This is a genomic window from Micromonospora sp. ATCC 39149, from assembly GCF_000158815.1.
Classification (GTDB): Bacteria; Actinomycetota; Actinomycetes; order Mycobacteriales; family Micromonosporaceae; genus Micromonospora.
The window spans coordinates 3,449,064-3,475,665 of record NZ_GG657738.1 but is presented as its reverse complement, the minus strand read 5'-3'; the positions used below and the strand labels follow the sequence as shown (position 1 = coordinate 3,475,665).

Here is a 26,602-nt window from a genome sequence, read left to right as displayed (position 1 = left end):
CCCCACGTCGCCGACACGGTCAGGCGCCCGCACCCTGCGGGCGCGCCCGGTCAGTCGAAGAGTTCGCCGAGGAAGCCGCCGTGGTGCTTCTTGCGCCGGTAGTGGCCGTGGTAGCCGTGCGGTTGGCTGTGCCCGCCGTGCGCGGGGGCGGGCGGCGGGTAGCCGTGCGTGGGCGGCGGCGGAGGAGGTGGCGGAACCGCGCCGTAGCCCGGCTGCTGCTGGTAAGCGGGCGGCGGGGGCGGCGGGTAGCCGCCGGGCACCTGGGCGGGCTGTGTCGGGTTCGGGCCGACCACCGACTGCTGGCGGTTCCAGTTCGCCTCGGCCTCGAACAGCTTCTCCAGTTCGCCGCGGTCGAGGAAGATCCCCCGGCATTCGCCGCACTGGTCGATGACGACTCCGCTGCGCTCGTACTGGCGCATGTCTCCGTGACACTTAGGACAGGTGAGCTGCATTACCCGAAGGTACCCGGTGAAGTCACCCGATCGCCGCCAGCGCGTCGGTCACCTCGTCGTCGGCGACCTCGTGGAAGTCCTCGTAGTAGGCGCCGACCGCGCCGAAGTCGGCGGGCCGCTCGGCGCAGACGACCTCGTCGGCCTCGGCGGCGAGCATCTCGTACGCCTCCTGGGAGCCGACCGGCACCGCGACGACCACCCGGCTGGCACCGAGTCGCCGGGCCACCTGGACGGCGGCGCGGGCGGTGGCCCCCGTGGCCAGGCCGTCGTCGACGACGACGGCGGTGCGGCCGGTCAGGTTGAGCGGGGGGCGGCCGGCCCGGTAGCGGCGCTCGCGGCGTTCCAGTTCCGCCTGCTCGCGGCGCTGCACCTCGGCGACATCCCCGGGGCCGAGCCGGGCGGCCACCGTCTCGTTGAGCACCCGTACGCCGTTGGGGCCGAGCGCGCCGAAGGCCACCTCGGGGGCCAGGGGCAGGCCGAGCTTGCGGACCACCAGCACGTCGAGGGGGACGCCGAGTCGCTCGGCGACCACCCGGGCCACCGGCACGCCGCCCCGGACGAGGCCGAGCACGGTGACGTCGCGCCGCCCGACCAGGCCGGCGAGCCGGTCGGCGAGGACCCGGCCGGCGTCTTCCCGGTCGCGAAAGGTCGTCGTCATACCTCAGGTGTACGCCTTGGCGGCCGGCCGCGCCGGCGGTCGGCGGCGAAGCCCCCCGTCAGGGTGGCCGCGGCGTCCGGCGCGGGACGGGTCAGGGCGGATGCCCAGGCCAGCAGGGCCACCGGGTAGAGCAGGTACCCGAAGCGGGTGGCGGGCATCAGCAGGATGGCCGCGAGCAGCCCGTACGCGCAGATCAGGGCGGCGGTGGCGGCCGTGCGGGGCGGGCGGCGCAGGAGCCGGGCGGCGATCGCCGCCCCGGCCGCGACGAGCAGCGCGGCGGCGATCACCCGGCCGGCGGGCAGGGCGGTCGCGATCAGGTGGCCGGGGAACGGGGACTGCGCCGGGCTGGTCACCAGACCGTGACCGAGCGGCAGGCGCAGCACATTCTCGACCAGTGCGTCCCGGTCGACGAGCAGCGCCGGGAGCAGGGCGAGCGCCGGCAGGCCGAGCGCGCCGAGCGCGAGCTTCCCGGCGGAGCGTCGGGTGGCCGCCCAGGCGATCAGCACGAGGGCGACCGGCCAGGCGAACAGCTTCAGCGCGCCCGCCGCCCCGATCGCGAGCCCAGCCCGGCCCGGCCGGTCGGCGGCGGCGAGCGCGAGGGCCAGCAGGCAGAGTGCGAGCACCGGCAGGTCGTCGCCGCCGGTGGCCAGGGTCAGGGCGCAGATCGGCAGCACGGTCGCCGCCTGGATGCCGCGCAGCACCGCCGCCGGCCGGTCGCCGGCGGCGGCCGGGTCGGCAGGTCGCAGGGCGCGCACCGCCAGGGCGAGGAACAGGGCGGTGGCGAGCGCGAACCAGACCCGGGCGTCGGTCCACCAGCCGTCGGCGACGGCGCGCGGTAGGCCGAACAGGGCCATCCCCGGCTGGTACGGGGTGTAACCGAGCAGCCGGTCGTCGGCGGGGAGCGCGGCGATCGCGTCGTGCCCCAGGTAGGGCGTGCCGGTCTCGACGAGGCGGTTGCCGCTGTGCTCGACGACCACCACCTCCTCCTGTGCCCGGTCGATTCGGCCGCCTGCCCGCTGCGCGCTCTGGAGGAGCAGCGGCGACAACGTGGTGGCGGCCCAGGCGAACCCGGTGACCGCCCAGCGGGCCGGCAGCCCGGCCAGCGGCGCGGCGGCGTCCCGGCGGCGGGCGGCCAGTTGGCCGGCGACGGCGAGCGCGGCGAGCAGGTACCCGAACGCGGCGACGGCCCCCCAGGCGCGGTGCGGGGGCAGGGTGGACGTGGCGGCGGTGACGGCCGCGAACGCGGCGGAGGCGGCGTACAGGCCGAGGTCGAGGGCGAGGCCGCCGGCGGCTCGGTCGATCCTGCGCCAGCTCGCGGGGGTGCGGGTGGTCCGGTCGGCGGCGACGGTCACGCGGGCAAGTGTGGCAGACGCTCTGGCCGGCCCCGCCCGCCCTGCCGGCGCCCGGCGGGGAGCCGGAGCACGGCACCCGCGTCGTGCAGCGGTGGGGCGAGGGCACCGGCGCGGCCGCCGAAGCCGCGGTGCAGGGTGGACAGGAGCGTGCCGGCCGGCACGGGGCGGCCGAAGAGGTGGCCCTGCCCGGCGGTGCAGCCCAGCTCCCAGAGGGCGCGGCGCTGCGGCTCGCTCTCCACTCCCTCGGCGACCACGGTGAGCCCGAGGCTGCGGCCGAGGTCGAGGGTGGACCGGATGACGGCGGCGGCCTCGGCCGATCCCTCCATGGCCGACACGAAGCTGCGGTCGATCTTGAGTTCGTGAACGGGGATGCGGGAGAGCAGGGAGAGGGACGAGTAGCCGGTGCCGAAGTCGTCCAGGGCCAGCCGGACGCCCTCGTCGCGTAGCCGGCTGAGCACCCGGTCGACCACGTCGAGCTGGCTGAGGGTCAGCGTCTCGGTCAGTTCCAGGATCAACCGGTCCGGCGGCAGGTCGTGGGCGCGCAGCCGGGCCAGCACGGAGCCGGGGAATCGGGCGTCGAGCAGGCTGCGCGGCGACACGTTGACCGCCACCGGCAGGTCGAAGCCGGCGGCGCGCCAGGTGCCAGCGGCGATGAGCGCCTGGTCGAGGATCGCCTCGGCGAACGCGGGGAGCAGGCCGGAGCGTTCGACGGCCTGCAGGAAGCGCAGCGGGTCGATCACGCCATGCACCGGGTGGTGCCAGCGGGCCAGCGCCTCCGCGCTGGTCACCTCGCCGGTGCAGAGGTCGACGATGGGCTGGAAGTTGACGGTGAACTCGTGGTCGGCGACCGCCCGGGGCAGCTCCCCGCCGAGGGTGAGCCGGCCGAGGTCGGCGGTGTCCCGGGTCGGCGCGTAGGTGGAGATCCGCTGGCCGGCGCGCTTCGCCTGGTACATCGCGACATCGGCGCGGCGCAGCAGCTCGGGCATCCCGCCGCTGGCCGGCGCGACGGAGATGCCGCCGCTGGCCTCCACGCTGATCCGCATGCCGTCGAGGTCGAGGGGCTCGTACAGCGCGGCGAGCAGGGCCTCGGCCCGGTGCGCGGCCACCGCCGGGGCGGGCAGGCCGCGCAGGAGCACGGCGAACTCGTCGCCGCCGAGACGGGCCACCAGGTCGCCGCCCTGGGCGGCGCCGCGCAGCCGGTCGGCCACCTGCATGAGCACCTGGTCGCCGGCGGCGTGGCCGAGGGTGTCGTTGACCTCCTTGAAGTGGTTGAGGTCGATCAGGACGAGCGCGGTGACCCCGTCGGCGTACCGGGCGTTGAGCTGCTCGCTGCCCTGGTCCAGCAGGTGTCGCCGGTTGGCCAGGCCGGTCAGGATGTCGTGGGTCGCCGCGTACGCGTGCTCGTTGGCGACGCGGGCCAGCTCGGCGTACGCCTGGGCGTTGCGGACCGCGGTGCACAGCGCCGAGGCGAAGGTACGCAGGGTGTACTGCTCGCGTTCGGAGAGCCGGACGGGGCCGCGGAACCGCAGGCGGAGGGTGCCGACGTCGACGGTGCGGTCGTGTCCCTCCAGGCGGGCGGAGATCACCGACCCGTCCACCGTGCCGCTGGGCTCGGTCGGCCCGTCGTACGTGAGGGTGCCGGCGGAACCCCGGACGGTCCGGCCGGGCTCGCGCAGGCCGATCTCGACCTCGTCGGCGGAGAACAGCTCGGCGGCCTGGGTGACGGCGGTGGTGAGGACCTTGTCGAGGTCGACGACGTTGAGCGCGTCGGTGGTCCGGGCCAGTCGCTGCCACGCGTCGCGTTCGGCCCGGTTGCGGACCCGGCTGGAGTAGGTGAGGTGCAGGCTCAGCACCAGCGGTGGCACGACGATCAGGAAGCTGGGGTTGCTGTTGAGGATGAGCAGGGTGGCGACGATGACGAGGAACCGGGCGATCGCGCTGGTGATCCGCAGGTCGTAGTGCTCGCGGAAAAGGTCGCGGATCCGGGTGCGGGTGGCGAGGCCGATGACAGGGAAGGTCAGCGCCTCGTCGAGGACGACGACCACGAGGTACGCCGCGACGAGGGCCCAGATCGTCCGGCTGAACGCTCCGGTGATGGGCCAGGTCCAGTCGAACAGCAGCAGCACGATTCCGCCGGCTGTCGCCGTCACCGTGTCCTTGGCGACGCCGAAGGCGAGCTTGAGGGGCACCAGTCGCACGAGGGCCCGGGCGACACCGACGCCCAGCCCCGTGGCGAGGATCACCCAGGGAACCGGTGCGACCGCGAGCCCGACGAGCACCGCGACCTCGGTCCAGGAGACGCCGTGCGTGGTGGCCCGGATGCGGATTCGCACGTTGACGGTTGCCGCCACCGCCACGAGGAAGACGACCGTCGACGCCTGGACGAGTTCCCGGTGGCCGGGCGGTCCGCCGGATGCGATTCGGTACACGCTCAGCGCGACGGCGGCTGCGGCGAGAAACACGACGAGACCGACAAGCAGCAGAAGCCGCCGATCGGTCTCACTGTCGTGTCTGGTGGTCCGAGTCACGTTTCGTCCCTCTGCCGTTCATGATTCCTGGCAGTGCGTATCTCGGAACTTTACGGCCGGTCAGGCCTCAGAGAAAGTATCGATCAGAGCCAGTCGTGCGCCTTCATGGTCCCACCTTTCGTCTCAGGTCCTTCGTCGGCCGTTGCTGCCCGGGCCTGGCTGATGTGCAGAATCTTAAGGCGTTTCGTGGTTGTTCGGGCGATTAAGTGTCCATATGCGCAGTATGCGGCAAGGTTTACGGTTTCTGTTACTCACCGTCTCTGTCCGGAAACTCACCGCGCTGCTTTTGGGAGTTCTGCCATGATTATCGGATCGCGCTTCCCATTCGTCTCTCCCCGGTCCGTCCAGTAACTCCACGTGCGGGTGCCGGTTCGTCGCGTGGTACTCGCGGTGAGCTCAATGAATTGTCTGGGCGTCGCCATTAGTCGGCCGACTGGCCTGAGATTTGATGTCACTTTGATCTGTTATGCGGCCTTATGCCAGGTAGCCGTGGGAAATCGACGCCCTACAGATTCCCTGCGGACACCCACCGTCGGCGACCGGAGGCGCGCCGCCCGGAGGATAGGCTCACGACCGTGACGGATCCCGGGCAGCTCACCCACGTCGACGCGGCGGGCGCGGCCCGTATGGTCGACGTCTCCGCCAAGGCGGTCTCCGGCAGGCTCGCGACGGCCGCCGGCCGGCTGCGGACCACCCCCGAGGTGGTCGACCTGCTGCGCCGCGACGGGCTGCCCAAGGGCGACGCGCTCGCCGCCGGCCGGCTTGCCGGCATCATGGGCGCGAAGCGGACCTCCGACCTGATCCCGCTCTGCCACCCGATCGCGCTGCACGGCGTGACGGTCGAGTTCGCGCTGACCGACGACACCGTCGAGATCACCGCCACCGCGAGGACCGCCGACCGTACCGGCGTGGAGATGGAGGCGCTGACGGCCGTCGCGGTCGCCGGACTCGCCCTGGTCGACATGGTCAAGGCCGTCGACCCGGCGGCGTCGGTCGACGCGGTGCGGGTCCTGCGCAAGGAGGGCGGCAAGACCGGCCTGTGGCAGCGACCGGCGGACCGGCCGTGATCCGCGCCCGGGTGGTGGTCGCCTCCAACCGCGCGTCGGCCGGGGTCTACGCCGACACCAGCGGACCGCTGCTCGTCGCCGGGCTGCGCGAGCTGGGTTGCCAGGTCGACGACCCCGTGGTGGTGCCCGACGGGGAGCCGGTCGGCGCGGCGCTGCGGGCCGCCCTGACCGACGGGATGGATGTGGTGCTGACCAGCGGGGGCACCGGGATCACCCCGACCGACCGCACCCCGGACGTGACCCGTGCGCTGCTCGACCACGAGATCCCCGGCATCGCCGAGGCGATCCGCGCGTACAGCCGGGACCGGGTGCCGACGGCGGCGCTCTCCCGGGGCGTCGCCGGGGTGGTCGGCCGGATGCTGGTGGTCAACCTGCCCGGCTCCACCGGCGGCGCCCGCGACGGCCTCGCCGTGCTCGGCCCGATCCTGACCCACGCCGTCGACCAGCTCCGCGGCGGCGACCACTGAGCGATCCACCCCGGCCCACCTCGGCCTACCCGGTCCGCCGGTGCCCGGATCTGGCCCACCTCGGCCCGCCGGTGCCCGGGCGGCCCGACGACCATTGGCCGCGCGCGTGGGACGGCGCGGCCACTGGCGGGGCGGGCCCCACCGGCCGGCGATAGGCTCGCCCGGTGAGCACGGAAACCGCGTCCGCCGCGGAACAGGTCGCCGTACCGCCGTCGGCCAGCTGGGAGGAGGCCCGCTCCCGGGTGTACGCCGCCGGCCTCGCCGCCGCGCTGCCCGCCGTCGGCCGGCCGCTCGCCGACACCGATGGGCACACCCTCGCCGAGGCGCTGGCCACCCGCACCGACCTGCCCGCCTTTCCCACCTCCAGCGTGGACGGCTGGGCGGTGCGCGGGGACGGGCCGTGGCGGGTCGTCGGGCGGGTGCTGGCCGGCGGCAGCCCGGCCCCGCTGACCGAGGACGGCACCACCGTCGAGATCGCCACCGGCGCGATGGTGCCCGAGGGGGTCACCGCGATCCTGCGGGTCGAGGAGTCCAGCCGTACCGCCGACGGCCGGGTCGCCGGTACCCCCCGGCCGAACCCGGAGTGGCGCAACCCGGGCGAGGAGGCGTACGCCGGTGAGAAACTGCTCCCGGCGGGCACCCCGGTCGACCCTTCGGTGATCGGCCTGGCCGCCTCCTGCGGGCACGACACCCTGCGGGTGCGCCGGCCGCCCCGCGCCGCGCTGCTGGTTTTCGGCGACGAGCTGCTGACGTCGGGTGCGCCGGCCGCCGGCCGGGTCCGCGACGCCCTCGGGCCGGCCGTGCCGGCGTGGCTGCGCCGGTACGGCTGCCAGGTGCGCCCGGCCGACGTGGTCGGCCCGGTGGCGGACACCCTGCCGGCGCACGTGGCGGCCCTGCGCGCGGCGCTGGCCACCGCCGATCTGGTCTGCACCACCGGCGGGACGATGCACGGCCCGGTCGACCACCTGCACCCCACCCTGGAGGCGCTCGGCGCGGACTACGTGGTCAACACGGTCGCGGTCCGCCCGGGGTTCCCGATGCTGCTGGCCCGGCTGGTCGACCCGGACGGCCGGGTCCGCTTCGTCGCCGGCCTGCCCGGCAATCCGCAGTCCGCGATCGTCGCGCTGGTCTCGCTGGTCGCGCCGCTGCTGGCCGGCCTACAGGGCCGGCCGATGCCGGTGCTGCCGCACGCCACGCTGGCCGAGGCGGTGCCGGGGCGCGGCGACTACACCCACCTGGCCCTGGTTCGGCTGGACCGGGTCGCCGGCACCGCCCACCCGGTCCGGCACGTCGGGTCGGCGATGCTGCGCGGGCTGGCCGGCGCCGACGGGTTCGCGGTCGTCCGGCCGGGCACGACCGGCGAGCCGGGCGCGCGGGTGCCGGTCGTGCCGTTGCCCCTGGTGCCGGGGGAGCGGTCCTGGTGACGGGCTTTTTTGCGGGAGGGCGTGCCCGGTGACGATCGAGGAGTCGACCGTCTTCGGCACGGTCACCGCCGAGCCGCTGGACCTGGCCGCACATGAGGCGGCGGTCGCCGACCGGCGGGCCGGGGCGGTGGTGTCGTTCCAGGGCGTGGTCCGCGACCACGACCACGGCCGCGCCGTGACCAGCCTGGAGTACGAGGGACACCCGAGCGCGGCCGCCGTGCTCCGGGAGGTCGCCGCCGAGGTCGCCGCCGACCCGGACGTCTACGCGGTCGCCGTGTCGCACCGCGTCGGCCCGCTCGCCATCGGCGACGCGGCCCTGGTCGCGGCGGTGAGCACCGCGCACCGGGCCGCCGCCTTCGCCGCCTGCGCCCGGCTGGTCGACGAGGTGAAGGCGCGGCTGCCGATCTGGAAGCGGCAGGTGTTCGCCGACGGCACCGAGGAGTGGGTCAACTGCCCCTGACGCGGGTGTCCACGCGCGGCAGTCCGACGGCGGTGCCCCGCCCTGCCGGCGCCGGTGGTCGGCCTCAGCGGCGGCCGGTGACCTGGGTGGCGCGGCCGAACCGGTCGGAGTAGAAGGTCGGCTCGGCACCAGGTCGCCATGGCAGCGCGGCGACCAGCACGATCAGGGCCACGGCCAGCGAGTTCTCCATCAGCGCGCCGAACAGGCCGTCCTGGTAGTGCGACACCTCGGGGAGTTGGTGCTCGTACGGCCAGATGGGCGAGATCAGGAACAGCAGGTAGAGCCCCACCGCGGCCACGCCGTGCCGTAGGCCGGTCAACGTCGGGTACCAGATCGGCGGGCGCAGCCCGTTGACCCCGGGCGGCCCACCGTAGGACGACGCCTGGCCGGGGCGCTGCACCAGGCTCCGGCTCGCCTCCCGGCGGCGTACCGCGGCGTCGGCCAGGACGACGACCGCCGGGATGACCCAGACCAGATGGTGCGACCAGGAGATCGGGCTGACCACGTTCGCGGTGAGCCCGACCAGGGTGAACGCGGTCAGCTCGTCGCCGTCGGTGCGCGCGCTGACCGCCCGGGACAGCCCGAGCGCGAGCATCAGCACCGAGAACGACAGCCAGAGCAGCCCGGGGGTCTCGATCGAGTCGTAGAGCCGGGCCAGCAGGCCGGCGAGGGACTGGTTCGGGGTCATGTCGGCCGCGCCGACCCGCTCGGTCTGCCAGAGCACGCCGCCGAAGTACGCCCGCGACTCGGTGCCGACGAGCGCGAACCCGGCGAGGGTCACCCCGATCGTGGTGCCGACCGCCGTGGCCGCCGCCCGCCACTGCCGGGTGATCATGAGGTACGCGATGAACAGCGCCGGGGTCAGCTTGACGGCGGTGGCCAGGCCGATGCCGGCCCCGGCCCACGCCCCGCTGAACACGAACCGCCGCAGCGGCCCGGTGTCGGGGCCGAACCGGGTGCCTCGCCTCGCCCGCCAGCGCAGCCCGATCAGGTCGGCCATGATCAGGGCGAACAGCAGCAGGTTGACCTGCCCGTAGCCGAGAGTCTCGCGCCCCGGCTCGATGGCGATCGCCATCGGCGTCGCGATGCCCACCGTGTACCACAGCGGCCAGCCCAGCCGGTCGACGATCGGTCGCAGCAGCCCGGCCAGGACGAGGGCGAGCGCGCCGATGCTGGCCAGCGCGTTCAGCCAGCCGGCGGCGTCCACCGGCACCAGCGCCATGGGCAGCATCACCAGCGCGCCGAAGGGGGGGTAGGTGAAGCCGAGCGTGGTGGAAGGCGCGATGAAGTCGTACAGCTCGTTGCCGCTCGCCCACCACACCACCGCGCCGTGGTAGATCTTCATGTCGAAGAAGTTGTACGGCCGTCCGAAGGCGCCGATCGCGAGCCACGCGGCGTACGCGACGGTGGCCACGACACCGGCCCGTACCAAGGTCCTGCGGTCGACCCCACGGGTCGCGCGGCGGACCGGGGCGAGGCGGTCCATCCGTCGTCCGACGATCGCCGGCATGGCGTGGCCACCCCCATACCAAGGTCGTCCTACCCGTCCAGGTCCAGCACGGAGCCTAGAACGGCACCTCACGTTGATGCCTCCCGCGTTATGCGACCGTGTCCGATCCCACACTGGTTTTTTACATTTCCACCGCGTTAACGCCTACCGGGCGGTTCAGGTAATTCGTGGCCTTGTGGGGGTGCAGACCGTGGCAGCGGGGGCTGCGAGGCAGGTCAGCCGGGCAGTCGACGGGCGGCGGCGGCCGAGCGTACGGCGATCCGGGCCTCGCGGCGGGTGGTCCGGACGGCCCGGGCCACCGACCGTCGCGAGTGGCCGATCCGGTGACCGGCGCGCCACCGCAGGCCCGGCTTTCCCTCGGTGTCGGCGGCGGCCAGCAGCAGCCCGCCGAAGAGCCCGAGGTTCTTCAGGAAGTGGATCTGGTTCTGCGTCCGCTCGGCCGGGTCGTCGCTGTTCCAGAAGGGATGGCCGGCGGCGGTGGTCGGGATCAGTGTGCCGGCGAGCACCAGCGCGGCCGGGCGGGTGAACTTCCCGGTGGCCAGCATCAAACCGCTGATGAGCTGGGCGGCCGCGTTGGCGCGGATGAGCGTCTCGGTATCGGTGGGGATGCGGGGGGAGATCTGCTGGAGCAGCGGGGTCACCCGGTCGGTGACCGGCTTTGCCGCCGCCGCCAGCCGGCCCGGGTGCTGGAGGTTGCGGGCGCCGCTGACCACGAAGATGCCGCTCATCATGACGCGGGCGAGGGAACGCACGGGTGTCATGAATCAGTCATACCCCGCCGCGGGGTCGGCTACCCCTGCAACGGCCCGATCCGATCGGTGTACGTGGACGTCGCGCACGCGCCCATGAACCGTTCAGCGCCACGCCGATCGGGGTGACCGTTGCTGGTGGACTCTGCCCGGCGGGTAACCTCGGCGGGTGACGACTCTGCGGCTGCGTCCCGAGGGCCCGGCGGATACCGCCCCGGTCCGACGGGTGTTGACCGCCGCGTTCGCCCGCCCGGACGTGGCGACACCGCCCGAGGTAAGGCTGGTCGAGGACCTGCGCGGCACCGACGCCTGGATTCCCGAGCTGGCGATGGTCGCCGAGTACGGCGGCGAGGTCGTCGGCTACGCCCTGCTCACCCGGGTCCAGGTCCGCGACGACGACCAGCCCGCCCCGGCGCTGGCCCTCGGCCCGGTGGCGGTCGCACCCCACCGGCAGCGGATCGGGCACGGCACGGCCGTGGTGCAGGCAGCCCTGGACGCCGCCACCGAGCTGGGTGAGCGACTCGTGGTGGTGCTCGGTGACCCGGCGTACTACCGGCGGTTCGGGTTCACCCGCGCCGACCGGATGGGGCTCACCAGCCCGTGGTCCGGCCTGGGTGATCCGTGGCAGGCGCTGGTCCTGCCCGCCAGCACCAGTGGGGACGGCCTCGTGCCCCGGGGCGAGGTGCTGTTCCCGCCGCCCTGGTCGAAGGTCTGACCGCAGCCGGGTGGCAGGTGGGCCGGGTGCGGTGCCTCGCCGTCAGGCGGGCTGGGTGCGCAGGTACCGGCCGAAGTGCGGGACGGTGAACGCGACCGTGCCGCGTTCACCGGAGTAGATCAGCCCCTTCTTGATGAGCGCGTCCCGCGCCGGCGAGAGGCTCGCCGGCTTGCGCCCGAGCGCACGGGCGATCTCGGCGGTCGGCACGGCCGCGTCCATGTCGTCCCGGCCCTCCGCGTCCCCCTCGACCAGGGACAGGCTGGCCATCGCACGCATGTACTCGCGCTCGGCCGGCGTGGCCCGCTCGAACCGGGAACCGAAGAAGCCGACCGCGAGTTCCGCCTCCGCCTCGGGGGCGGCCACCCGGACGTCCGCGTCCGTGATCGGGGAGCGCGGCGCATGGTCCCAGGTGGCCTTGCCGTACGCCTGGACGAAGTACGGGTAGCCACCCGACTTCTCGTAGAGCAGGTCGAGGGCCTTCGGCTCGTACTCGACCTGCTCGCGCTCGGCCGGCGCGCAGAGCGCCTGGTCGGCGGCGATCCGGTCGAGCCGGTCGATGCGCTGGTAGCGGAACAGCCGCTCCGAGTACGACTTGGCCGCGCTGAGCACGGCCGGCAGGTGCGGCAGGCCCGCGCCCACCACGATCAGCGGCGCGCCGAGCTGCGACAGCTCGTGGCAGGCGGCGCAGAGCGCCGAGACGTCCTCGGGGCCGAGGTCCTGCATCTCGTCGATGAAGATGGCGATGCCGGTGCCGACGTCGGCGGCCACCGCCGCGGCGTCGCTGAGCAACTCCACCAGGTCGATCTCGATGTCGCCGGAATCGGCCCGGCCGGTCGCGGCCGGCACGTCGATGCCGGGCTGCCAGCGGTCGCGCAGCTTCGGGGCCGTACCCGCCCGCCCGGTCGGCGCGGTCCGCTGGGCGAACGCCTTCAGCACCCCGAGGACCGCGTCGATCCGGTCCGGGGCGCGGTGCCGGGGCGCCAGCTCCCGCACCGCCATGTGCAGCGCGGCGGCGATCGGGCGGCGCAGCGACTGCTCCGGCCGCGCCTCGATCTTGCCGGTGCCCCAGAGGTGGTTGATCGCCTGCGAGCGGAGGGTGTTGAGCAGCACGGTCTTCCCCACGCCGCGCAGGCCGGTGAGCATCAGACTGCGCTCGGGACGGCCCCGCGCGATTCGCTCCAGGACGACGTCGAAGACGTCGAGTTCCCGCCCCCGCCCCGCGAGCTCGGGCGGGCGCTGGCCGGCGCCCGGGGCGTACGGGTTGCGGACCGGATCCACGAATCGCACAGTATCGGGCCGTCTAGCTGCGGGGCTAGACGTCCGTAGAGGACGCTACCGGCGTGTCGCCGGCCGTCGAGGCAAAACTAGGGCTGTCTAGCGTCCACGCTAGACACCCCTAGTTTCGGGTAGCGGCCCCGGATCTCCCCGGCGACCGGCCGGCTCGGCTCGGCGCTCCTTCAGCTAATGCGCTTCTTCAGGCAGAGCACGTAGTCCAGGGCGTTGATCGGGTTGTCGCTGACGAAGTTCGCGGTCGCGCTCGGCGACGCGGTCTTGCACCGGTCGCCGTTCGTGGTGCCGGGGATGCGCAGCAGGACCTCGTACGTGTCCGGCCCGCACGGGACCTTCCGCAGGTCGGCGTCGGCGTCCGTGCCGTCGTTCACCACGCAGTCGCCCCTGGCGAAGTCCTGGTCGTCGTCCTCGGTCGGGCTCGGCTCGGCCGTGGTCGGAGCGGCCGTCGGCTCGTCGCTCGGCTCGTCCGTCGGCACCGCCGGCGTGGTCACCGCCGGCGCGGCCGAGCCGCCGTCGTCGGTCGCCCGCCAGATTCCCCATCCGGCCAGGCCGAGGCAGGGGCAGAGCAGCAGCACGACCACCAAAGCGATGATCAGGCCGATCCGGCGGCCCGTGCGGGACGGGGGCGGGGCGAGGGGCGCGGGCCCGTACCCCGGAGGCGGCTGCGGGGCCCACGGCCCGGCCTGGCCCGGCTGGTTGGCGGGCGGGAACGGACCAGGGGGTGGATACCCGCCGGGTTGGCCGGCGGGCGGGAAGGGACCGGGCGGCGGATACCCGCCGGGCTGGCCGGCAGCGGATCCGGGCGGCGGATAGCCCGACTGGCCTGGTGGGGATCCCGCCTGGCCGGGGCCGGGCGCGGCCGGCGGATGGCCCGGCTGGCCCCACAGCGGCGCGGTCGGCGGCTCGCCGCCGCCGGCCGGGGGCTGGCCCCACTGCGGCAGGGTCGGGTCGACCGGCGGGCCGGCGGGCGGGCGGGCGTAGGGGTCGTCGGGTGCGCCGGAACCGGGTGGTCCGAAGGATGACATCTCTTCCTCCCCAGGGGTGTGGCGGACGGAGGGCGTGACGCCGGATACCGGCGACAGCGGAGCAAGCGCGAGTCAGCGGAGCTTCAGGCAGAGCACGAAGTCGAGGGTGTCCAGCTGGCTGTCGAAGAAGTACCAGTTGGTGTATCCGGTCACTTTGGCGCACTTCGCCTCGGCGTCCTTCTCCCCGCTGGTCTGCCCGTCGAACCGGCGCAGCACCTCGTACGTCTTCGGGCCGCACGGGCTGATCAGCAGCTTGGGCTTGCCGCCGGCCGGCCCCTCGTTGCGGACGCACTGTCCCACCTTGACGAACCGGGGATCGGCCGACGACTCGGGCGCCGGGGCGGTGGGCGCGGCCGTCGGCGCGGCCGGGGTGTCCTCCGCCGTCGGAGCGGCGCTGGGCAAGGCCGGCCCGGCCGCGGGCGGTGGATCGTCCTGCCGGAGCAGGTACCACACGGCCGCGCCGCCGGCGAGCACGAATACGAGCAGGGTGGCCAGCACGGTGATCAGCGGAGCACGCCCGCGCCTGCGGTCCGGCGGCGGCGCGGGCTTCCCCGGGTACGGCGGCGGTGCGGGCTCATCCGGGTGCGGAGGGGCGCCCCCGAACCTCGGGTACGGCGCGGCGGCGTACCGGTCGTCGGCGTACCGGTCCTCGGGGTGCCTAGCGCCGGCCCGCACCGGCCGGTACACCTCGGTGTGCCCCGGGCCGTGGGGCTCGGGCCGCTCCCACGGGCCGGGCTCGGGTTCCCGGGCGCCGGCCGCGAACCCGCCGGGATCGCCCGGCCACGGGGCCCGGTCCGCCGGGTGCGGGCCGGGCTGCGGGGGGCCGTAACGCCGCGTGGGGCCAGGCTCGGGTCGATGGCCGCCCTGGGTCGGATACGGGCCCGGCTCGGGGTGATGGCCGCCCTGCGTCGGGTACGGGCCTGCCTCGGGGTGATGGCCGCCCTGGGTCGGGTACGGACCCGGCTCGGGGTGATGGCCGCCCTGCGTCGGGTACGGGCCCGGCCCGGGTGGGTAGCCGCCCTGCGTCGGGTACGGGCCCGGCTCCGGCGCGCCCGACCGGCGCGGCGAGTACCCCGCATCCGGGTACCCCGCATCCGGGTACCCCGCATCCGGGTACCCCCAGGCGTCGCCCGCCCACGACTCGGCCGGCGTGCCGTACCCGTCGTCGGGTCGTCGCCCGGGCCACGGCCCCGCGGGACCCTCACCCGGTGGTCCGTAGTTCGACATGCACACCCTCCTACCCCGAGCGGTGAGGCCGGCCACCAACCAGCGACGCCGACGCCGTGGTCACCGTAGCGTGGCCAATCGATGACATCACCACCCCGGCGGGTTACGCCCCCCGTACCGACCGTGCCGGAATCGACCCGCGGCGCCGCCACGCCGGCCACCAGAGCGGCGCTGGTCTGGACGGCGTTGGCCATCGTCTACGTCCTCTGGGGCTCCACCTACCTGGGTATCCGGGTCGCGGTGGAGTCGCTGCCGGCCCTCGCCTCGGCCGGCCTCCGGTTCGGCGCGGCGGCCGTCGTGCTCGCCCTCGTTCTCCGGGTACGTCGGGGTGCCGGCGCCCTGCGCGTCGACCGGCGGCAGCTCGGCTCCGCCGCTCTCGTCGGCGTGCTCCTGCTGGCCGGCGGCAACGGCCTGGTGGTGCTCGCCGAGTCCGGCCCGCCCGGGACGGCGGTGCCCTCCGGCATCGCGGCGCTGCTGGTCGCCACCGTCCCGCTGCTGGTCGTCCTGCTCCGGACGGTCAGCGGCGACCGCCCACGGCTGTGGACCTTCGCCGGGGTGACGCTGGGCTTCCTTGGCCTGATCCTGCTGGTGCTGCCGACCGGCGGGTCGGGCGCGGTGCCGCTGGCCGGCGCGCTGACCGTGGTCGCGGGGGCCACCTGCTGGTCGGCCGGCTCGTTCCTGGCCGGGCGACTGCGGATGCCCACGGATCCGTTCGTCGCCACGGTCTACGAGATGGTCGCCGGCGCGGTCGCGCTGGCCGTGCTCGCCGCCGCCCGGGGCGAGCTGCGGGACTTCGACCCCGGGCAGGTCACCGGTCGATCCTGGCTCGCCCTCGCGTACCTGATGGTCGCCGGCTCGTTGGTCGCGTTCACCGCGTACGTCTGGCTGCTCCACCACGCGCCGATCTCGCTGGTGTCCACCTACGCGTACGTGAACCCGGTCGTCGCGGTCGCGCTCGGTGCGCTGCTGGCCGCAGAGCCGATCACCGCCCAGGTGCTGATCGGCGGTGCGGTGATCATCGCCGGGGTCGCGCTGGTGGTCAGCACGGAACGCCTCGGACGGCCGACCGGGGCGGCGGCCCGACCGGCGCGGCGGTAACGTCCGGCCGGTGCCCGCCGGCCCGCCGACCGTCGCCGTCCTGGTCCTGACCAGTCGGCCCACCGCCGCCGTTCTCGTTCTCGCCCTGATCGGATCGGTGATCGGGGCGTTCGTGCCGTGGCTGGCCGGGCGCTTCACCGCCGGACCCCGGCTCGTTCCCAGCCGCGGGGCACTGGGGGCGAGGGACGCGGCGTCGGCCGGACCGGACGTGGCGGCCCGGGGGCGGGTGGTGGCCTGGGCGGCGGTGGCGGCTGCGGTCTTCGGCGGGCTCGGCGTCGCGCCCGGTGTCGGCGCGGCGCTGCCGGCGTTCCTCGCGGTGGCGGCGGTCGGCCTGGTGCTCGCGGCAGTCGACCTGGCCTGCCTGCGGCTGCCCGATCCGCTGGTCGGCCTGGCGGCGTTCGGCGCGGTGGCCGGGCTGGTCGCGGCGGCGACGTTCGACGGCCGCCTAGGCCGGCTGCTCGCCTCACTGGCCGGGGCAGGGCTGTCGTTCACCGGGTACGCGCTGCTCGCCCTCCTGCCCGGCTCGCGGCTCGGCTTCGGTGACGTGAAGCTGGCCGCCGTGTTGGGGCTGCCCCTCGGCTGGCTGGGCTGGCCGGGGCTGTTGACCGGGTTGGTCCTGCCGCACGTGCTGCACGGGCTGGCCGTGCTCGGCCTGCTGGCCGCCCGCCGGGTACGCCGGGACACCCCGCTGCCGCTCGGGCCGGCCCTGCTCGCCGGCGCCTGGCTGGCGACCCTCACCGCCTGACCGTCCCCCACGACCCCGCCAGCCGTCGCGCCGCCCGCCGGCTGCGGTGAGAAGGGAACCTTTCTCTACCTCAGGCGTTAATAGGGGGGCCTTTCCTTTCACAGCAGGCGGAGTTGGCGGTCCTTGGGGCGGCGGGGTTCCGCCTCGCCCAGGCGCTCGAACAGACCCGGGTCGATCACGTCGAGGAACGGCGTCGGCCGGCAGTCCCGCTCCGACCCGTGCCGGGTACGCCGGGCCGCGTGGCTGACGTAGAGCCGGTCCTGGGCCCGGGTGAGGCCGACGAAGAACAGCCGCCGCTCCTCGGCGATCGCGTCCTCGTCGGGCGTCGATCCGGGCCAGCGCAGCGGGAGCAGGCCGTCCTCGCAGCCGACCAGGAACACGACCGGGAACTCCAGCCCCTTCGCGGCGTGCAGGGTGAGCAGGGTGACCGCCTCGGCGCGCGGATCCAGGGCGTCCACCTCGGCCCCGGTGGCGAGCTGGGACAGGAACAGCTCCACGTCGTCGCCGCAGCGCCGGGCCAGCGGAGTGAGCAGGTCCACGGCGGCGCGGACCTCCTCGGGGCGTACCGCGCCGGAGCCGTCGAGGGTGGGGGCGGCGAACCGGTCGGCGACCACCTGCGCGGCGAGGCGGACCCGGGCCGGCAGGCCGCCGCCGAGGCCGTCTGCGTGCCGCAGCTCGCGGGCGATCGCGGCCACCCCGGGCCGGTCGCGCAGCCGGTCGTGCGAGCGCTTCTGCACCGGCACGTTGGCGCGGGCGAGGGCGTCCACGATGGGGGCGGCCTGCGCGTCGGTCCGGTACAGCACGGCGATGTCGGAGAAGGAGAGCGAGGTGGACCGGCCGTCGATGCGGCCCGAGTCCAGGGACCGGTGGGACAGGCCGCCCACCAGGTCGTCGACGGTGCGTACGACGAAGTCGGCCTCGTCGGCGACGGACGCGGCGGCGTACCGGCCGACCAGCGGGGCCTCCGGGTCGAGTCGGGCCGGGTCGAGCCGGCGGCCCCGGACCAGCGACGACGGCGCGATGGCCTGTACGGCGGCGGCGAGGATCGGCGCCGCCGACCGGTAGTTGCGGTTCAGCCGCACGAGTCGGGCGTCCGTGAAGTCCTGCGAGAAGCGCAGGAAGTAGCCGACGTCCGCGCCCCGGAACGAGTAGATGGCCTGGTCCGGGTCGCCGATCGCGCACAGGTTGCCGTCGGCGGGGCTGAGCAGCCGCAGCAGCTCGTACTGGACGGCGTCGACGTCCTGGTACTCGTCTACGAAGATCCACTGCCAGCGGTCCCGGTACCGCTGGGCCAGCTTCCGATCCGCGCACAGCAGCTCGACGGGCAGGGTGAGCAGGTCGTCCAGGTCGACCAGGTCCCGCTTGCGCAGCAGCGCGGCGTAGGCCGCCTGGTCCTCGCCCGCCTCGGCCTTCGCCGCCGCCCGGTCGGCGTCGTCGGCGATGCGGAAGTCGGCCGGCAGCCCGGCGGCGCCCGCGTTCTCCCGCAGGATGGTCAGGCCCAGCGAGTGGAACGTGCCGACGGTGATGTCCTCGGCGACGGGCCCGAGCAGGCCGTCGAGGCGGTGCCGCAGTTCCTCGGCGGCCCGCCGGGTGAAGGTGATCGCGAGGCAGCGCTCCGGGAACACGTTCAGCTCGGCGCACAGGTACGCGATCCGGTGCGTCAGCGTCCGGGTCTTGCCGGTACCGGGGCCGGCCACGATCAGCAGCGGCCCGCCCGGCGCGGACGCGGCCACCCGCTGCATGGCGTCCAGCCGGTCCAGCAGCCCGGTGCCGACCTCCTCCATGCCGGCGAGCATCGGCTCGAACGGCTCGTGCGGGGATGGCTGCGGCGGGATCGGCGGCGGGGGCGGCGGGGCGGGCTTCCGCTTCGGTTCGACCTTCGCCGCAGCCGGGCGTTTCGCCTTCGCCGCCGGCTCCGCGGTCGGTCGCTGTGCCGGCACGGGTACGTCGAACAGCGTCTCCGCCTGCGCCCCCGTCCCCTTCGCGCCCAGCTCGTCCGGGTCGAAGAGGGTGATCACCCCGTACTCGCCGTCGTAGCCGGGCACCCGGCGCACGTCGCCCCGGCGCAGCCGGCCGATTCCCTCGGCGAGCAGCTCCCCGCCGACCCGGCCGATCTCGTCGAGCGGGGCGCGGGTCAGGATCTCCAGCTCCGGGCCGAGCGCGGCGACCAGGTCGTTGAGCTTTCCCTCGACCTTCTTCGACTTCGGGCCCACCCGGTTCAGCTCGCCGAGGATCTCGGCCAGCGGCACCAGGTGGGTGACGTCCCGGGCGTGGGCCGGCCGGTGCCCCTCGGGCCGGTCGGCCAGCTCCTCGACGCGGCTGAGCACCCCGACGGTGAGCGGCTTGCCGCACTCGGGGCAGCGCCCGCCGGCCGCCCGGGTCCGTTCCGGTGACCAGTTGACGCCGCAGAGCCGGTGCCCGTCGGCGTGGTACTTGCCCTCCTCGGGGAAGAACTCGATGGTGCCGGCGAGCCCGTCGCCGGTGCGCAGCGCCTCCCGGATCGCAAAGTAGTCGCGCCCGGTGGCCAGCACCGTCGCCTCGCGGGCCAGCGCGGGCGGCGAGTGGGCGTCCGAGTTGGACACGAGCTGGTAGCGGTCCAGGCTGCCTACCCGCCAGTTCATCTCCGGGTCCGACGACAGCCCGGTCTCCACCGCGAAGATGTGCTCGGCCAGGTCGGCGTAGCAGTCGGCGATCGCGTCGAAGCCGGACTTCGAGCCCAGCGCCGAGAACCACGGCGTCCAGATGTGCGCCGGCACGAGGTAGCCGTCCGGGCTGGCCTCCAGGGTGATCTCCAGCAAATCGCGGGAGTCGAGGCCGAGGATGGGCCGGCCGTCGGAGGCGATGTTGCCGATCCGCCCGAGGGTGGTGTTGAACCGCTCCACCGCGTCCAGGTCGGGCAGGTAGACCAGGTGGTGCACCTTGCGGGTGCGGTCGTCCCGCTTGTAGATCGTGGAGATCTCCACGCTGAGCATGAACCGGACCGGGTCCGCCTCCGCCTCGCTGGCCAGCCGGGGCGGCAGCCGGCGGGCGACGTCCCGCTCCGCCTCCGGGGAGAGCCGGTACAGGCCCGGCTCGGCCGGGTGCAGCGTCTCGCGCAGGTGGTCGTACCAGGCGGGGTGGGTGAAGTCGCCGGTGCCGAGCACGCCGATGCCCTTGCGCCGGGCCCACCAGGCGAGGTTCGGCATGGTCAGGTCGCGGCTGCACGCGCGTGAGTATTTCGAGTGGATGTGCAGGTCCGCGACGAACGGCGAGGGGCCATCCGGGGGTGCGGCGCTGAACGGGAGCACGCCGCATCCTGTCACGCCAGCCCCGAGGCCCGCCCGCCGCCACGCGTACGCGTGACCTGAGCAATCCTTGGACACCGTGGCGATCGAGTGCCACGCGTCCGTGCCGGCGGTCAGGGGGCGCGTAGCTCCACGAGGGTGACCTGAGGGTTGGCGCCGACGCGCACCGGCGGGCCCCAGAAGCCGGCGCCGTTGGTGACGTACACCTTCGTGCCGTCGACCTCGCCGAGGCCGGAGACGACCGGCTGCTCGAGCCGTACGGCCAGGTTGAACGGGACCATCTGGCCGCCGTGGGTGTGCCCCGACAGTTGCAGGTCCACCCCGAACCTCGCGGCCTCGACGGCTGCCACCGGCTGATGAGCCAGCAGCACCACCGGGCGGCTCGGGTCCCGGCCGCCGAGCGCGGCGGCGTAGTCGGCGGGAGCGGCCAGCCCGGTCCCGGCGGCGGTGACGTCGTTCACCCCGGCGAGGTCCAGCACACCGCCCGGGGTCCGGATCTCCTGCCGGACGTTCTGGAGCACCCGCAGGCCGATCCGGTCCACCTCCCGCACCCACTCCTCCACGCCGGAGTAGTACTCGTGGTTGCCGGTGACGAAGAAGCTGCCGTACCGGGACCGCAGGTCGCCCAGCGGGGACGCCGCCTCGCCCAGCTCGGCGACCGACCCGTCGACCAGATCGCCCACGACTGCGACCAGGTCGGCGTCCAACCGGTTGATCATTGCGACGATCCGCTCGGTGTGCGCCCGGCCGCGCAGCGGACCGAGGTGGATGTCGGCGACGGTGGCGATGCGCAGGCCGTCCATGCGGCGCGGGAGTTTCGCCAGCGGGATCTGCACCCGGTCCAGCCGGGGCGGGCCGAGGGCGTTGCGTACCCCGTACCCGACGATGCCCGTGGCCGTGAGACCCGCGAAGATCGCCGCCCCGCGGGCCAGCAGCAGCCGGCGGGACGGGTCGTGGTCGGGCTCATCGACGGCCGCGACGGCCGCGACGGCCGGCGGGTCGGCGGCCCCGGGCGCCCCCACCAGCACCGGCGCGGGCACTACGGCGGCCGGCTCGGCGGCGACCGCCCGGCGGCGCAGCACCAGCCGGGCGACCAGCATCGGCACCTCCAGCACCAGCAGCGCGACCAGCAGGTAGAACATCAGGGCGAGCCAGATGTACCCCGGCCAGGCCAGCCAGTACAGGCCGTTCTGGGTGCCGGCCATCGTGGCCGGCACGAGCAGCGTGAGCAGCACCGCCGCGACCGCGCCGGCCCGGCGCAGCCGCCGGGACGCGGTGGTGTCCCGGACCAGGCGCTTCCACAGGTAGAGGTGGAGCAGGCCGATCACGACCAGCACGAAGCCCACCAGAGCCACAACCGCCAACACCGAGCCTCCTCAGCCGCCCGCGAACGGCGGCAGCACATCGATCGTCGCCCCTGCCGGCAGCGTTGTCCGGCGGTCGTGACAGGCCACGCCGTCGACCAGGAAACTCGCCACCCTCAACACGGCGGCGAGCCGCTCGCCGTGCCGTCGTGTCAGTTCGTCCGTGACCTCGTCCAGGCAGCGGCCGGCGGTTGCAGTCTCCTCGGCTGTTCCGGCGGCGGCCCGCGCCCCGGCGAAGTACCGGATGGTGAGCCGTCCGGTCGGGAGGTCGGAGGCGTCGTGGCGCACCGGTCACCCGCCGATCGCGGACATCGGCCGGGCCGGCTGGAGGAACGTCGGGTCGTCGATGCCGTGCCCGGCCCGTTTGCCCCACATCGCCGCCCGCCACCGCCGGGCCAGCTCGTCGTCGTCCGCCCCGGCCCGCAGCGCGCCGCGCAGGTCGGACTCCTCGCTGGCGAAGAGGCAGGCCCGGACCTGCCCGTCGGCGGTGAGCCGGGTCCGGTCGCAGTCGCCGCAGAACGGCCTGGTCACGCTGCCGATCACGCCGACCCGCGCGGGACCGCCGTCGACCAGCCAGGTCTCGGCCGGGGCCGCACCCCGCACGGCCGGGTCCGGGGTCAGGTCGAATCCGGTACGCAGTGTGACGAGGATCTCGTCTGCGGTGACCATCGCGGCGCGGTCCCAGCCGTGCTGCGCGTCCAACGGCATCTGCTCGATGAACCGCAGCTCGTAGCCGTGGGCCAGGGCGAAGCGGAGCAGCGCCGGAGCCTCGTCGTCGTTGACGCCCCGCATCAGCACGCTGTTGATCTTCACTGGGGTGAGCCCGGCTGCGGCGGCCCCGGCCAGCCCGGCGAGCACGTCGGCGAGCCGGTCGCGGCGGGTCAACCGGGCGAACCGCCCGGCGTCGAGGGTGTCCAGGGACACGTTCACCCGGTCCAGGCCGGCGGCCCGCAGGGCCGGGGCCAGCCGGTCCAGCCCGAGCCCGTTCGTGGTCAGCGAGATCCGGGGCCGGGGTTCCAGCCCGGCCACCGCGGCCACGATGCCGACCACGCCGGGGCGGATCAGCGGCTCCCCGCCGGTGAACCGCACCTCGGTGATCCCGAGCCGTCGCACCGCCACCCGGACCAGCCGGACGATCTCGTCGTCGCTCAGCAACTGCGACCCGGCCAGCCAGGGCAGCCCCTCGGCCGGCATGCAGTAGGTGCAGCGCAGATTGCACTTGTCGGTCAGCGAGACGCGCAGGTCCCGGGCGACGCGGCCGTACCGGTCGACGAGGACGCCGTCTGTTCCTCGTGCGGCGGTCACCGTTCGACGGTAGCGCGCCCGGCCCCGCGCAGGGTGTCCCGGGCGGCGGCACCGACCGCATCGCGGTACGCCGCGCCGAACAGGGCGGCGTGCACGAGCAGCAGGTGGAGCTGGTGCAGCGGCACCCGCTCGCGCCACCCGTCGGCCAGCGGCCACGCCTCCCGGTAGGCCGCCATGATCCGGTCGTGGTGCGGCGGTCCGCCGAAGAGCGCCAGCTGGGCCAGGTCCGTCTCCCGGTGGCCGCCGTGCGCGGCCGGGTCGACCAGCCACGCCTGCTCGTCGGCCCCCCAGAGCACGTTGCCCGGCCACAGGTCGCCGTGCACCCGGGCCGGCGGTTCGTCGCCGCCGAACTCGCCGACCCGATCGACGACCTGTTCGACCAGGGCGGTCTCGACGGCGGTGAGCGCGCCGCCGTCGACCGACATCCGCAGGTACGGCAGCAGCCGCCGCCGGGCGAACCACGCTGGCCACGGGCCGTCGTCCGGCGTGTTGTCCTGCGGGAGCGCGCCGACGAAGCCGGCCCACTCCGCGCCGAACGCGGGGGCCCCGGCGCGATGCAGCGCGGCCAGGTCGCGGCCGAACCGCTCGGCGGCCTCCGGCGTCCGCTCGCCGGGCTCGACCCAGTCGAGCGCCAGCAGCTCCGGCAGCGCCACCACCACCTCCGGTACGGCCAACGCGCCGGCCTCCCGCAGCACAAAGCAACCCGGCCGCCTCGGCCGCGAAGAAGCCCTCCGGGCACCGTCCGACCGGCTCGATCCTTGCGACAAGGTCATGCGAAAGAACCGAGTTGCCGTCGTCCAAGGATCAGTCGGACGCCGGAAGACAGTACCACGACCGGCAACCGACGTCTTCCTGAATCCGATGGTGATGAGGAAGTGAGGAAGTGCTCCCGGGTGCGCCCGCCAAGGTACGCCAAGGTCCATGTGCGCAAGGTAGCCGCTGCGCCGCCCCGCTGTGCGAGCCACCCGGCCCGTTGTCTCCGCCTCGTTCACGCACCGCGCTGAACTGCGGGAATACGCACCGTAGTGTGGACGACCCGGCGTGTCGTCCACAGGGCCCCCGGGGGTGCCCGTGCGCGGCCCACCCTGCCTGCATGACCCGTACCGACCCCGCCCGGCTCACCGTCCGCTCGCCTGCCGACCTCATCGCCGCCGTGCCCTACCTGCTCGGTTTCCACCCCGCCGACAGCGTGGTGGTGGTCGCCCTGCGGGGCCGGCGGATCGTCTTCGCCGCCCGCGCGGACCTGCCCGGCCCCGGCGACGACCCGCTGGCCCCGGCCACCCATCTGGCCGGCGTGATCGCCCGGCAGGAGGCCGAGTCCGCCACCGTGCTCGGCTACGGCGACGCGCCGGGGGTCACCCCCGCCGTCGACGCGGTACGCGCCTCGCTGGCCACCGCCGGGCTCGCCGTGCTCGACGCGCTGCGGGTCACCGGCGGCCGATACTGGTCGTACCTGTGCGACGAGCCGGCCTGCTGCCCGCCCGAGGGCACCCCGTACGACATCGGGACCAGCGAGGTCAGCGCGGCGGCCGTCTTCGCCGGCCAGGTGGCGCTGCCCGACCGGGCGGCCCTGACCGCGCAGGTGGCCCCGTTCGGCGGCCCGGCGCGGGTGGCGATGCGCCATGCGGTCGACCGCGCCGAGCGCAAGCTGGACGCCCTGGTCACCGGAGCAACCGAGGCCGACCTGCTCGGCGGGCGCGCGCTGCGCCGGGCCGGCGTGGAGGCCGTCCACGCCGCCCAGCGCCACAGCCGCCGGGGCGAACGGCTCACCGACGACGAGGTGGCCTGGCTGACGCTGCTGCTGACCCACCTTCCCGTCCGCGATCACGCCTGGGAGCGCACCGACGGGCGGGACGGGGACATCGCCCTCTGGACGGACGTGCTGCGCCGCGCCGACCGGGACCTGATCGCTGCCCCGGGCTCGCTGCTCACCTTCGCCGCCTGGCGGGCGGGGCAGGGTGCCCTGGCGGCCGTGACGCTGGAACGGGTGCTGGAGGCACACCCGGACTACTCGCTCGCCCTGCTCCTTGACAACCTGCTGCGTCGTGGGGTGCCGCCGTCCCGGCTCGACGGCTGGCCGGCGAACCGCCCGCCGGGGGTGCTCCGCCGACGGCGACGTCGCCGCGATCCCTGAGGCGGATGAGGCTCGGTGGGTCGGCCTGCTCGGTATATGGGTGGGGGTTAGCCGGGGCCCGCCCGCTCCGGGCGGTCAGGGCTTGATTCCTACGCGACAGACGATCGGGGGAATCCGGGCGGCCGGCAGGACGGCCGGCAGGAGCCTCCTGCCGGCCGTCCTGCCTGGTTCGCGCGTACCGCCGTCGGTTGACTCTGGGTTATGAAACAAGCCTGGAAGGTGACTTCCCGCATCCTCTCCGCAGGGGTGTTTGTCGGTGCCACGGCCCTGGTCGGCCCGGTGGCGGTTTCCGCCCACGTCGAGGCCGCCCCCACCCCCGGGGCGGGCGACGCCTCGATCCTCGACCTGATCCCGGGCGGCACCGGGGACCGCATGCTCGCGCAGGTGCCGTTGGTCGACGCGGCGACCGGGCTGCGGGCCGCCGTCGAGCGCGGCCCCTCGCGCGGCTACGCCGGCATTGGGCTGGTCGGCGACCACGTCACGCTCTGGTGGAAGGGGACCCTTCCGGCCGACATCGCCTCGGCCGTCGCCACCGCCCGCCGGATCGTGCCGGTCGAGGTCGCCAAGGCGGCGTACGCGAAGACCGAGCTGGTCGCCGCCGCCGCGCGGATCGCGCCCGTGGTGGACGGCGACGCGCGTGACGCCGCCCACGACGTGCGGCTGCGTACCGACGGCTCGGGCATCGAGATCGCCGTCGACGACGCCGACGCGGCGCTGCCGAAGCTACCGGCGACCGGGGTGCGCACCACCGTCGTGGAGCGGGACCGGCTGGTCCCCCGCTCCCGGGAGGACGACTCGGCGCCGTGGAACGGCGGGGCCCGGATCTGGAACGACTCCGGCGCCGGCTGCACCGTCGGCTTCGGCGTACGCGAGGTGGCCACCGGCACCAACCATCTGCTCAGCGCCGGGCACTGCGGCTCGGTGGGATCGCAGTGGAGCGACGGTCAGGGCGAGCCGATCGGCCTCCAGACCCAAAAGAACGCCGACCACGACACGATGCTGATCGGTACCCAGTCGGCCGGCGGTTGGCTCTACGTCGGCGGCTCGAACGACGAGGTGAGGGCCCGGGTGGTCGGCTGGACCGAGGTGTTCCCCGGTCAGCTCCTCTGCCAGTCCGGGGCGACCTCGGCCTGGGAGATCGGCGCTCCGGTCTGCAACCTGGAGGTGCAGTTCCACTACACCGACCGGGAGGACCTGGTCGAGGCCACCCAGCTCGACGGCGACGAGTCGGCCCGCAGCGGTGACAGCGGCGGCCCGGTGTACGCGGTCAACGCCAACGGCACCGTCCTGGCCGCCGGCACCACGACCCGTTCGGCCGGGCCCGGGTTCGGGTTCCAGGACTTCGCCACCGCCCGGGACGACTTCGGCGACATCGTGCCGGTGACCGGGGCGGCCGCCACCTGCCGGGTCTCCTTCGCCGTCACCAACTCCTGGGGCACCGGCTACGAGGCGGCCGTCACCGTCTACAACGACGGCCCGCAGCTCAACGGCTGGAGCGTCGGGTGGACGTTCGGCGGCAACCAGGTCGTGCAGGGGCGCTGGAACGGCGTCTTCCAGCAGATTGGCGCGACCGTGACGGTTGCCAACGAGAACTACAACGCCACGATCCCGTCCGGTGGCTCGGTGAGCTTCGGCTTCACGGCCGACGGGCCGGCCACCATTCCGGCCCCGTTCACCCTGAACGGCAGCTCCTGCTCCTGATCACAGCTTTCCACCACAGGTGGGCTCCACCGGGCGGGCACCCGGTG

At 74.6% G+C, this 26,602-nt stretch carries 22 protein-coding genes and 1 pseudogene; 9 read left to right on the top strand and 14 right to left on the bottom strand.

Annotated features, from left to right (window positions below; all coding sequences use genetic code 11):
* Window positions 1-50: 50 nt before the first annotated feature.
* Genes MCAG_RS14755 through MCAG_RS14740 form a run of 4 tightly spaced genes read right to left on the bottom strand, consistent with a single transcriptional unit; the run spans window position 51 to window position 4,990 of the window.
* The gene (locus MCAG_RS14755) at window positions 51-452 is read right to left on the bottom strand and encodes a zf-TFIIB domain-containing protein (RefSeq protein ID WP_007073784.1); all 402 of its coding nucleotides are present in this window, start codon (window positions 450-452) and stop codon (window positions 51-53) included.
* Window positions 453-474: 22 nt separating this feature from the next.
* The gene (locus MCAG_RS14750) at window positions 475-1,110 is read right to left on the bottom strand and encodes a phosphoribosyltransferase (protein WP_007073783.1); all 636 of its coding nucleotides are present in this window, start codon (window positions 1,108-1,110) and stop codon (window positions 475-477) included.
* Window positions 1,107-2,462: a glycosyltransferase 87 family protein gene (locus tag MCAG_RS14745; protein ID WP_007073782.1), complete on the bottom strand. Its 1,356-nt coding sequence runs from the start codon at window positions 2,460-2,462 to the stop codon at window positions 1,107-1,109. The genes MCAG_RS14750 and MCAG_RS14745 overlap by 4 nt, the downstream gene beginning before the upstream one ends.
* On the bottom strand, window positions 2,459-4,990 hold the full coding sequence (locus MCAG_RS14740; protein WP_007073781.1) for a bifunctional diguanylate cyclase/phosphodiesterase: 2,532 nt from the start codon (window positions 4,988-4,990) through the stop codon (window positions 2,459-2,461). The genes MCAG_RS14745 and MCAG_RS14740 overlap by 4 nt, the downstream gene beginning before the upstream one ends.
* Before the next feature lie 575 nt (window positions 4,991-5,565).
* On the opposite strand from MCAG_RS14740, the gene moaC reads away from it, so the two are divergent.
* From moaC to MCAG_RS14720, 4 genes are all read left to right on the top strand, one after another.
* The gene (moaC, locus tag MCAG_RS14735; protein ID WP_036373499.1) at window positions 5,566-6,057 is read left to right on the top strand and encodes a cyclic pyranopterin monophosphate synthase MoaC; all 492 of its coding nucleotides are present in this window, start codon (window positions 5,566-5,568) and stop codon (window positions 6,055-6,057) included.
* A complete protein-coding gene (locus MCAG_RS14730; RefSeq protein WP_036377202.1) occupies window positions 6,054-6,524 on the top strand; it encodes a molybdenum cofactor biosynthesis protein B in 471 nt (156 codons plus the stop codon). The genes moaC and MCAG_RS14730 overlap by 4 nt, the downstream gene beginning before the upstream one ends.
* Before the next feature lie 164 nt (window positions 6,525-6,688).
* Entirely contained in the window at window positions 6,689-7,948 is a 1,260-nt protein-coding gene (locus MCAG_RS14725) for a molybdopterin molybdotransferase MoeA (RefSeq protein ID WP_007073779.1), read from the top strand.
* 28 nt (window positions 7,949-7,976) lie between these two features.
* Window positions 7,977-8,408, top strand: a complete 432-nt coding sequence (locus tag MCAG_RS14720) for a molybdenum cofactor biosynthesis protein MoaE (RefSeq protein WP_007073778.1) — start codon at window positions 7,977-7,979, stop codon at window positions 8,406-8,408.
* A gap of 64 nt (window positions 8,409-8,472) precedes the next feature.
* Here the strand turns inward: MCAG_RS14720 and MCAG_RS14715 are convergent, their stop codons facing one another.
* Window positions 8,473-9,918 (bottom strand): glycosyltransferase 87 family protein, encoded by a 1,446-nt coding sequence (locus MCAG_RS14715; protein WP_007073777.1) that lies wholly within the window; start codon window positions 9,916-9,918, stop codon window positions 8,473-8,475.
* Window positions 9,919-10,133: 215 nt separating this feature from the next.
* The gene (locus MCAG_RS14710; protein ID WP_007073776.1) at window positions 10,134-10,679 is read right to left on the bottom strand and encodes a DoxX family protein; all 546 of its coding nucleotides are present in this window, start codon (window positions 10,677-10,679) and stop codon (window positions 10,134-10,136) included.
* 157 nt (window positions 10,680-10,836) lie between these two features.
* On the opposite strand from MCAG_RS14710, the gene MCAG_RS14705 reads away from it, so the two are divergent.
* Window positions 10,837-11,382: a GNAT family N-acetyltransferase gene (locus tag MCAG_RS14705; RefSeq protein ID WP_007073775.1), complete on the top strand. Its 546-nt coding sequence runs from the start codon at window positions 10,837-10,839 to the stop codon at window positions 11,380-11,382.
* A gap of 42 nt (window positions 11,383-11,424) precedes the next feature.
* On the opposite strand, the gene MCAG_RS14700 is transcribed toward MCAG_RS14705, so the two are convergent.
* The 3 genes from MCAG_RS14700 to MCAG_RS14690 all read right to left on the bottom strand — a co-directional run bounded on the left by MCAG_RS14700 (window position 11,425) and on the right by MCAG_RS14690 (window position 14,372).
* Window positions 11,425-12,660 (bottom strand): ATP-binding protein, encoded by a 1,236-nt coding sequence (locus MCAG_RS14700; protein ID WP_007073774.1) that lies wholly within the window; start codon window positions 12,658-12,660, stop codon window positions 11,425-11,427.
* Between the two features lie 179 nt (window positions 12,661-12,839).
* The gene (locus MCAG_RS36255) at window positions 12,840-13,274 is read right to left on the bottom strand and encodes a hypothetical protein (RefSeq protein ID WP_369751365.1); all 435 of its coding nucleotides are present in this window, start codon (window positions 13,272-13,274) and stop codon (window positions 12,840-12,842) included.
* Window positions 13,275-13,769: 495 nt separating this feature from the next.
* The gene (locus MCAG_RS14690) at window positions 13,770-14,372 is read right to left on the bottom strand and encodes a hypothetical protein (protein WP_369751364.1); all 603 of its coding nucleotides are present in this window, start codon (window positions 14,370-14,372) and stop codon (window positions 13,770-13,772) included.
* A 675-nt stretch (window positions 14,373-15,047) separates the two neighbouring features.
* Between MCAG_RS14690 and MCAG_RS14685 the strand changes: the two genes are divergently transcribed.
* A complete protein-coding gene (locus tag MCAG_RS14685; protein ID WP_232290178.1) occupies window positions 15,048-16,022 on the top strand; it encodes an EamA family transporter in 975 nt (324 codons plus the stop codon).
* Between the two features lie 10 nt (window positions 16,023-16,032).
* A complete protein-coding gene (locus MCAG_RS14680) occupies window positions 16,033-16,767 on the top strand; it encodes an A24 family peptidase (protein ID WP_007073770.1) in 735 nt (244 codons plus the stop codon).
* A 98-nt stretch (window positions 16,768-16,865) separates the two neighbouring features.
* On the opposite strand, the gene MCAG_RS14675 is transcribed toward MCAG_RS14680, so the two are convergent.
* The 5 genes and pseudogenes from MCAG_RS14675 to MCAG_RS14655 form a co-directional block, all read right to left on the bottom strand.
* Complete coding sequence (locus tag MCAG_RS14675; RefSeq protein ID WP_007073769.1) at window positions 16,866-20,054, bottom strand: UvrD-helicase domain-containing protein; 3,189 nt, start codon at window positions 20,052-20,054, stop codon at window positions 16,866-16,868.
* 110 nt (window positions 20,055-20,164) lie between these two features.
* Window positions 20,165-21,418: a metallophosphoesterase gene (locus MCAG_RS14670; RefSeq protein WP_007073768.1), complete on the bottom strand. Its 1,254-nt coding sequence runs from the start codon at window positions 21,416-21,418 to the stop codon at window positions 20,165-20,167.
* A gap of 9 nt (window positions 21,419-21,427) precedes the next feature.
* Window positions 21,428-21,703 carry a MoaD/ThiS family protein gene (locus MCAG_RS14665; RefSeq protein ID WP_007073767.1) on the bottom strand — a complete coding sequence of 92 codons (276 nt, stop codon included), beginning with the start codon at window positions 21,701-21,703 and terminating at the stop codon, window positions 21,428-21,430.
* 3 nt (window positions 21,704-21,706) lie between these two features.
* The gene (gene moaA / locus MCAG_RS14660; RefSeq protein ID WP_007073766.1) at window positions 21,707-22,720 is read right to left on the bottom strand and encodes a GTP 3',8-cyclase MoaA; all 1,014 of its coding nucleotides are present in this window, start codon (window positions 22,718-22,720) and stop codon (window positions 21,707-21,709) included.
* A pseudogene (locus MCAG_RS14655) lies at window positions 22,717-23,643 on the bottom strand (fructosamine kinase family protein). The gene moaA and the pseudogene MCAG_RS14655 overlap by 4 nt, the downstream one beginning before the upstream one ends.
* 170 nt (window positions 23,644-23,813) lie before the next feature.
* Between MCAG_RS14655 and MCAG_RS14650 the strand changes: the two are divergent.
* Together MCAG_RS14650 and MCAG_RS14645 are read left to right on the top strand one after the other, a co-directional pair.
* Complete coding sequence (locus MCAG_RS14650; protein WP_036373496.1) at window positions 23,814-24,854, top strand: DUF4192 domain-containing protein; 1,041 nt, start codon at window positions 23,814-23,816, stop codon at window positions 24,852-24,854.
* A 219-nt stretch (window positions 24,855-25,073) separates the two neighbouring features.
* The gene (locus tag MCAG_RS14645; RefSeq protein ID WP_036373493.1) at window positions 25,074-26,555 is read left to right on the top strand and encodes a cellulose binding domain-containing protein; all 1,482 of its coding nucleotides are present in this window, start codon (window positions 25,074-25,076) and stop codon (window positions 26,553-26,555) included.
* Window positions 26,556-26,602: the final 47 nt, after the last annotated feature.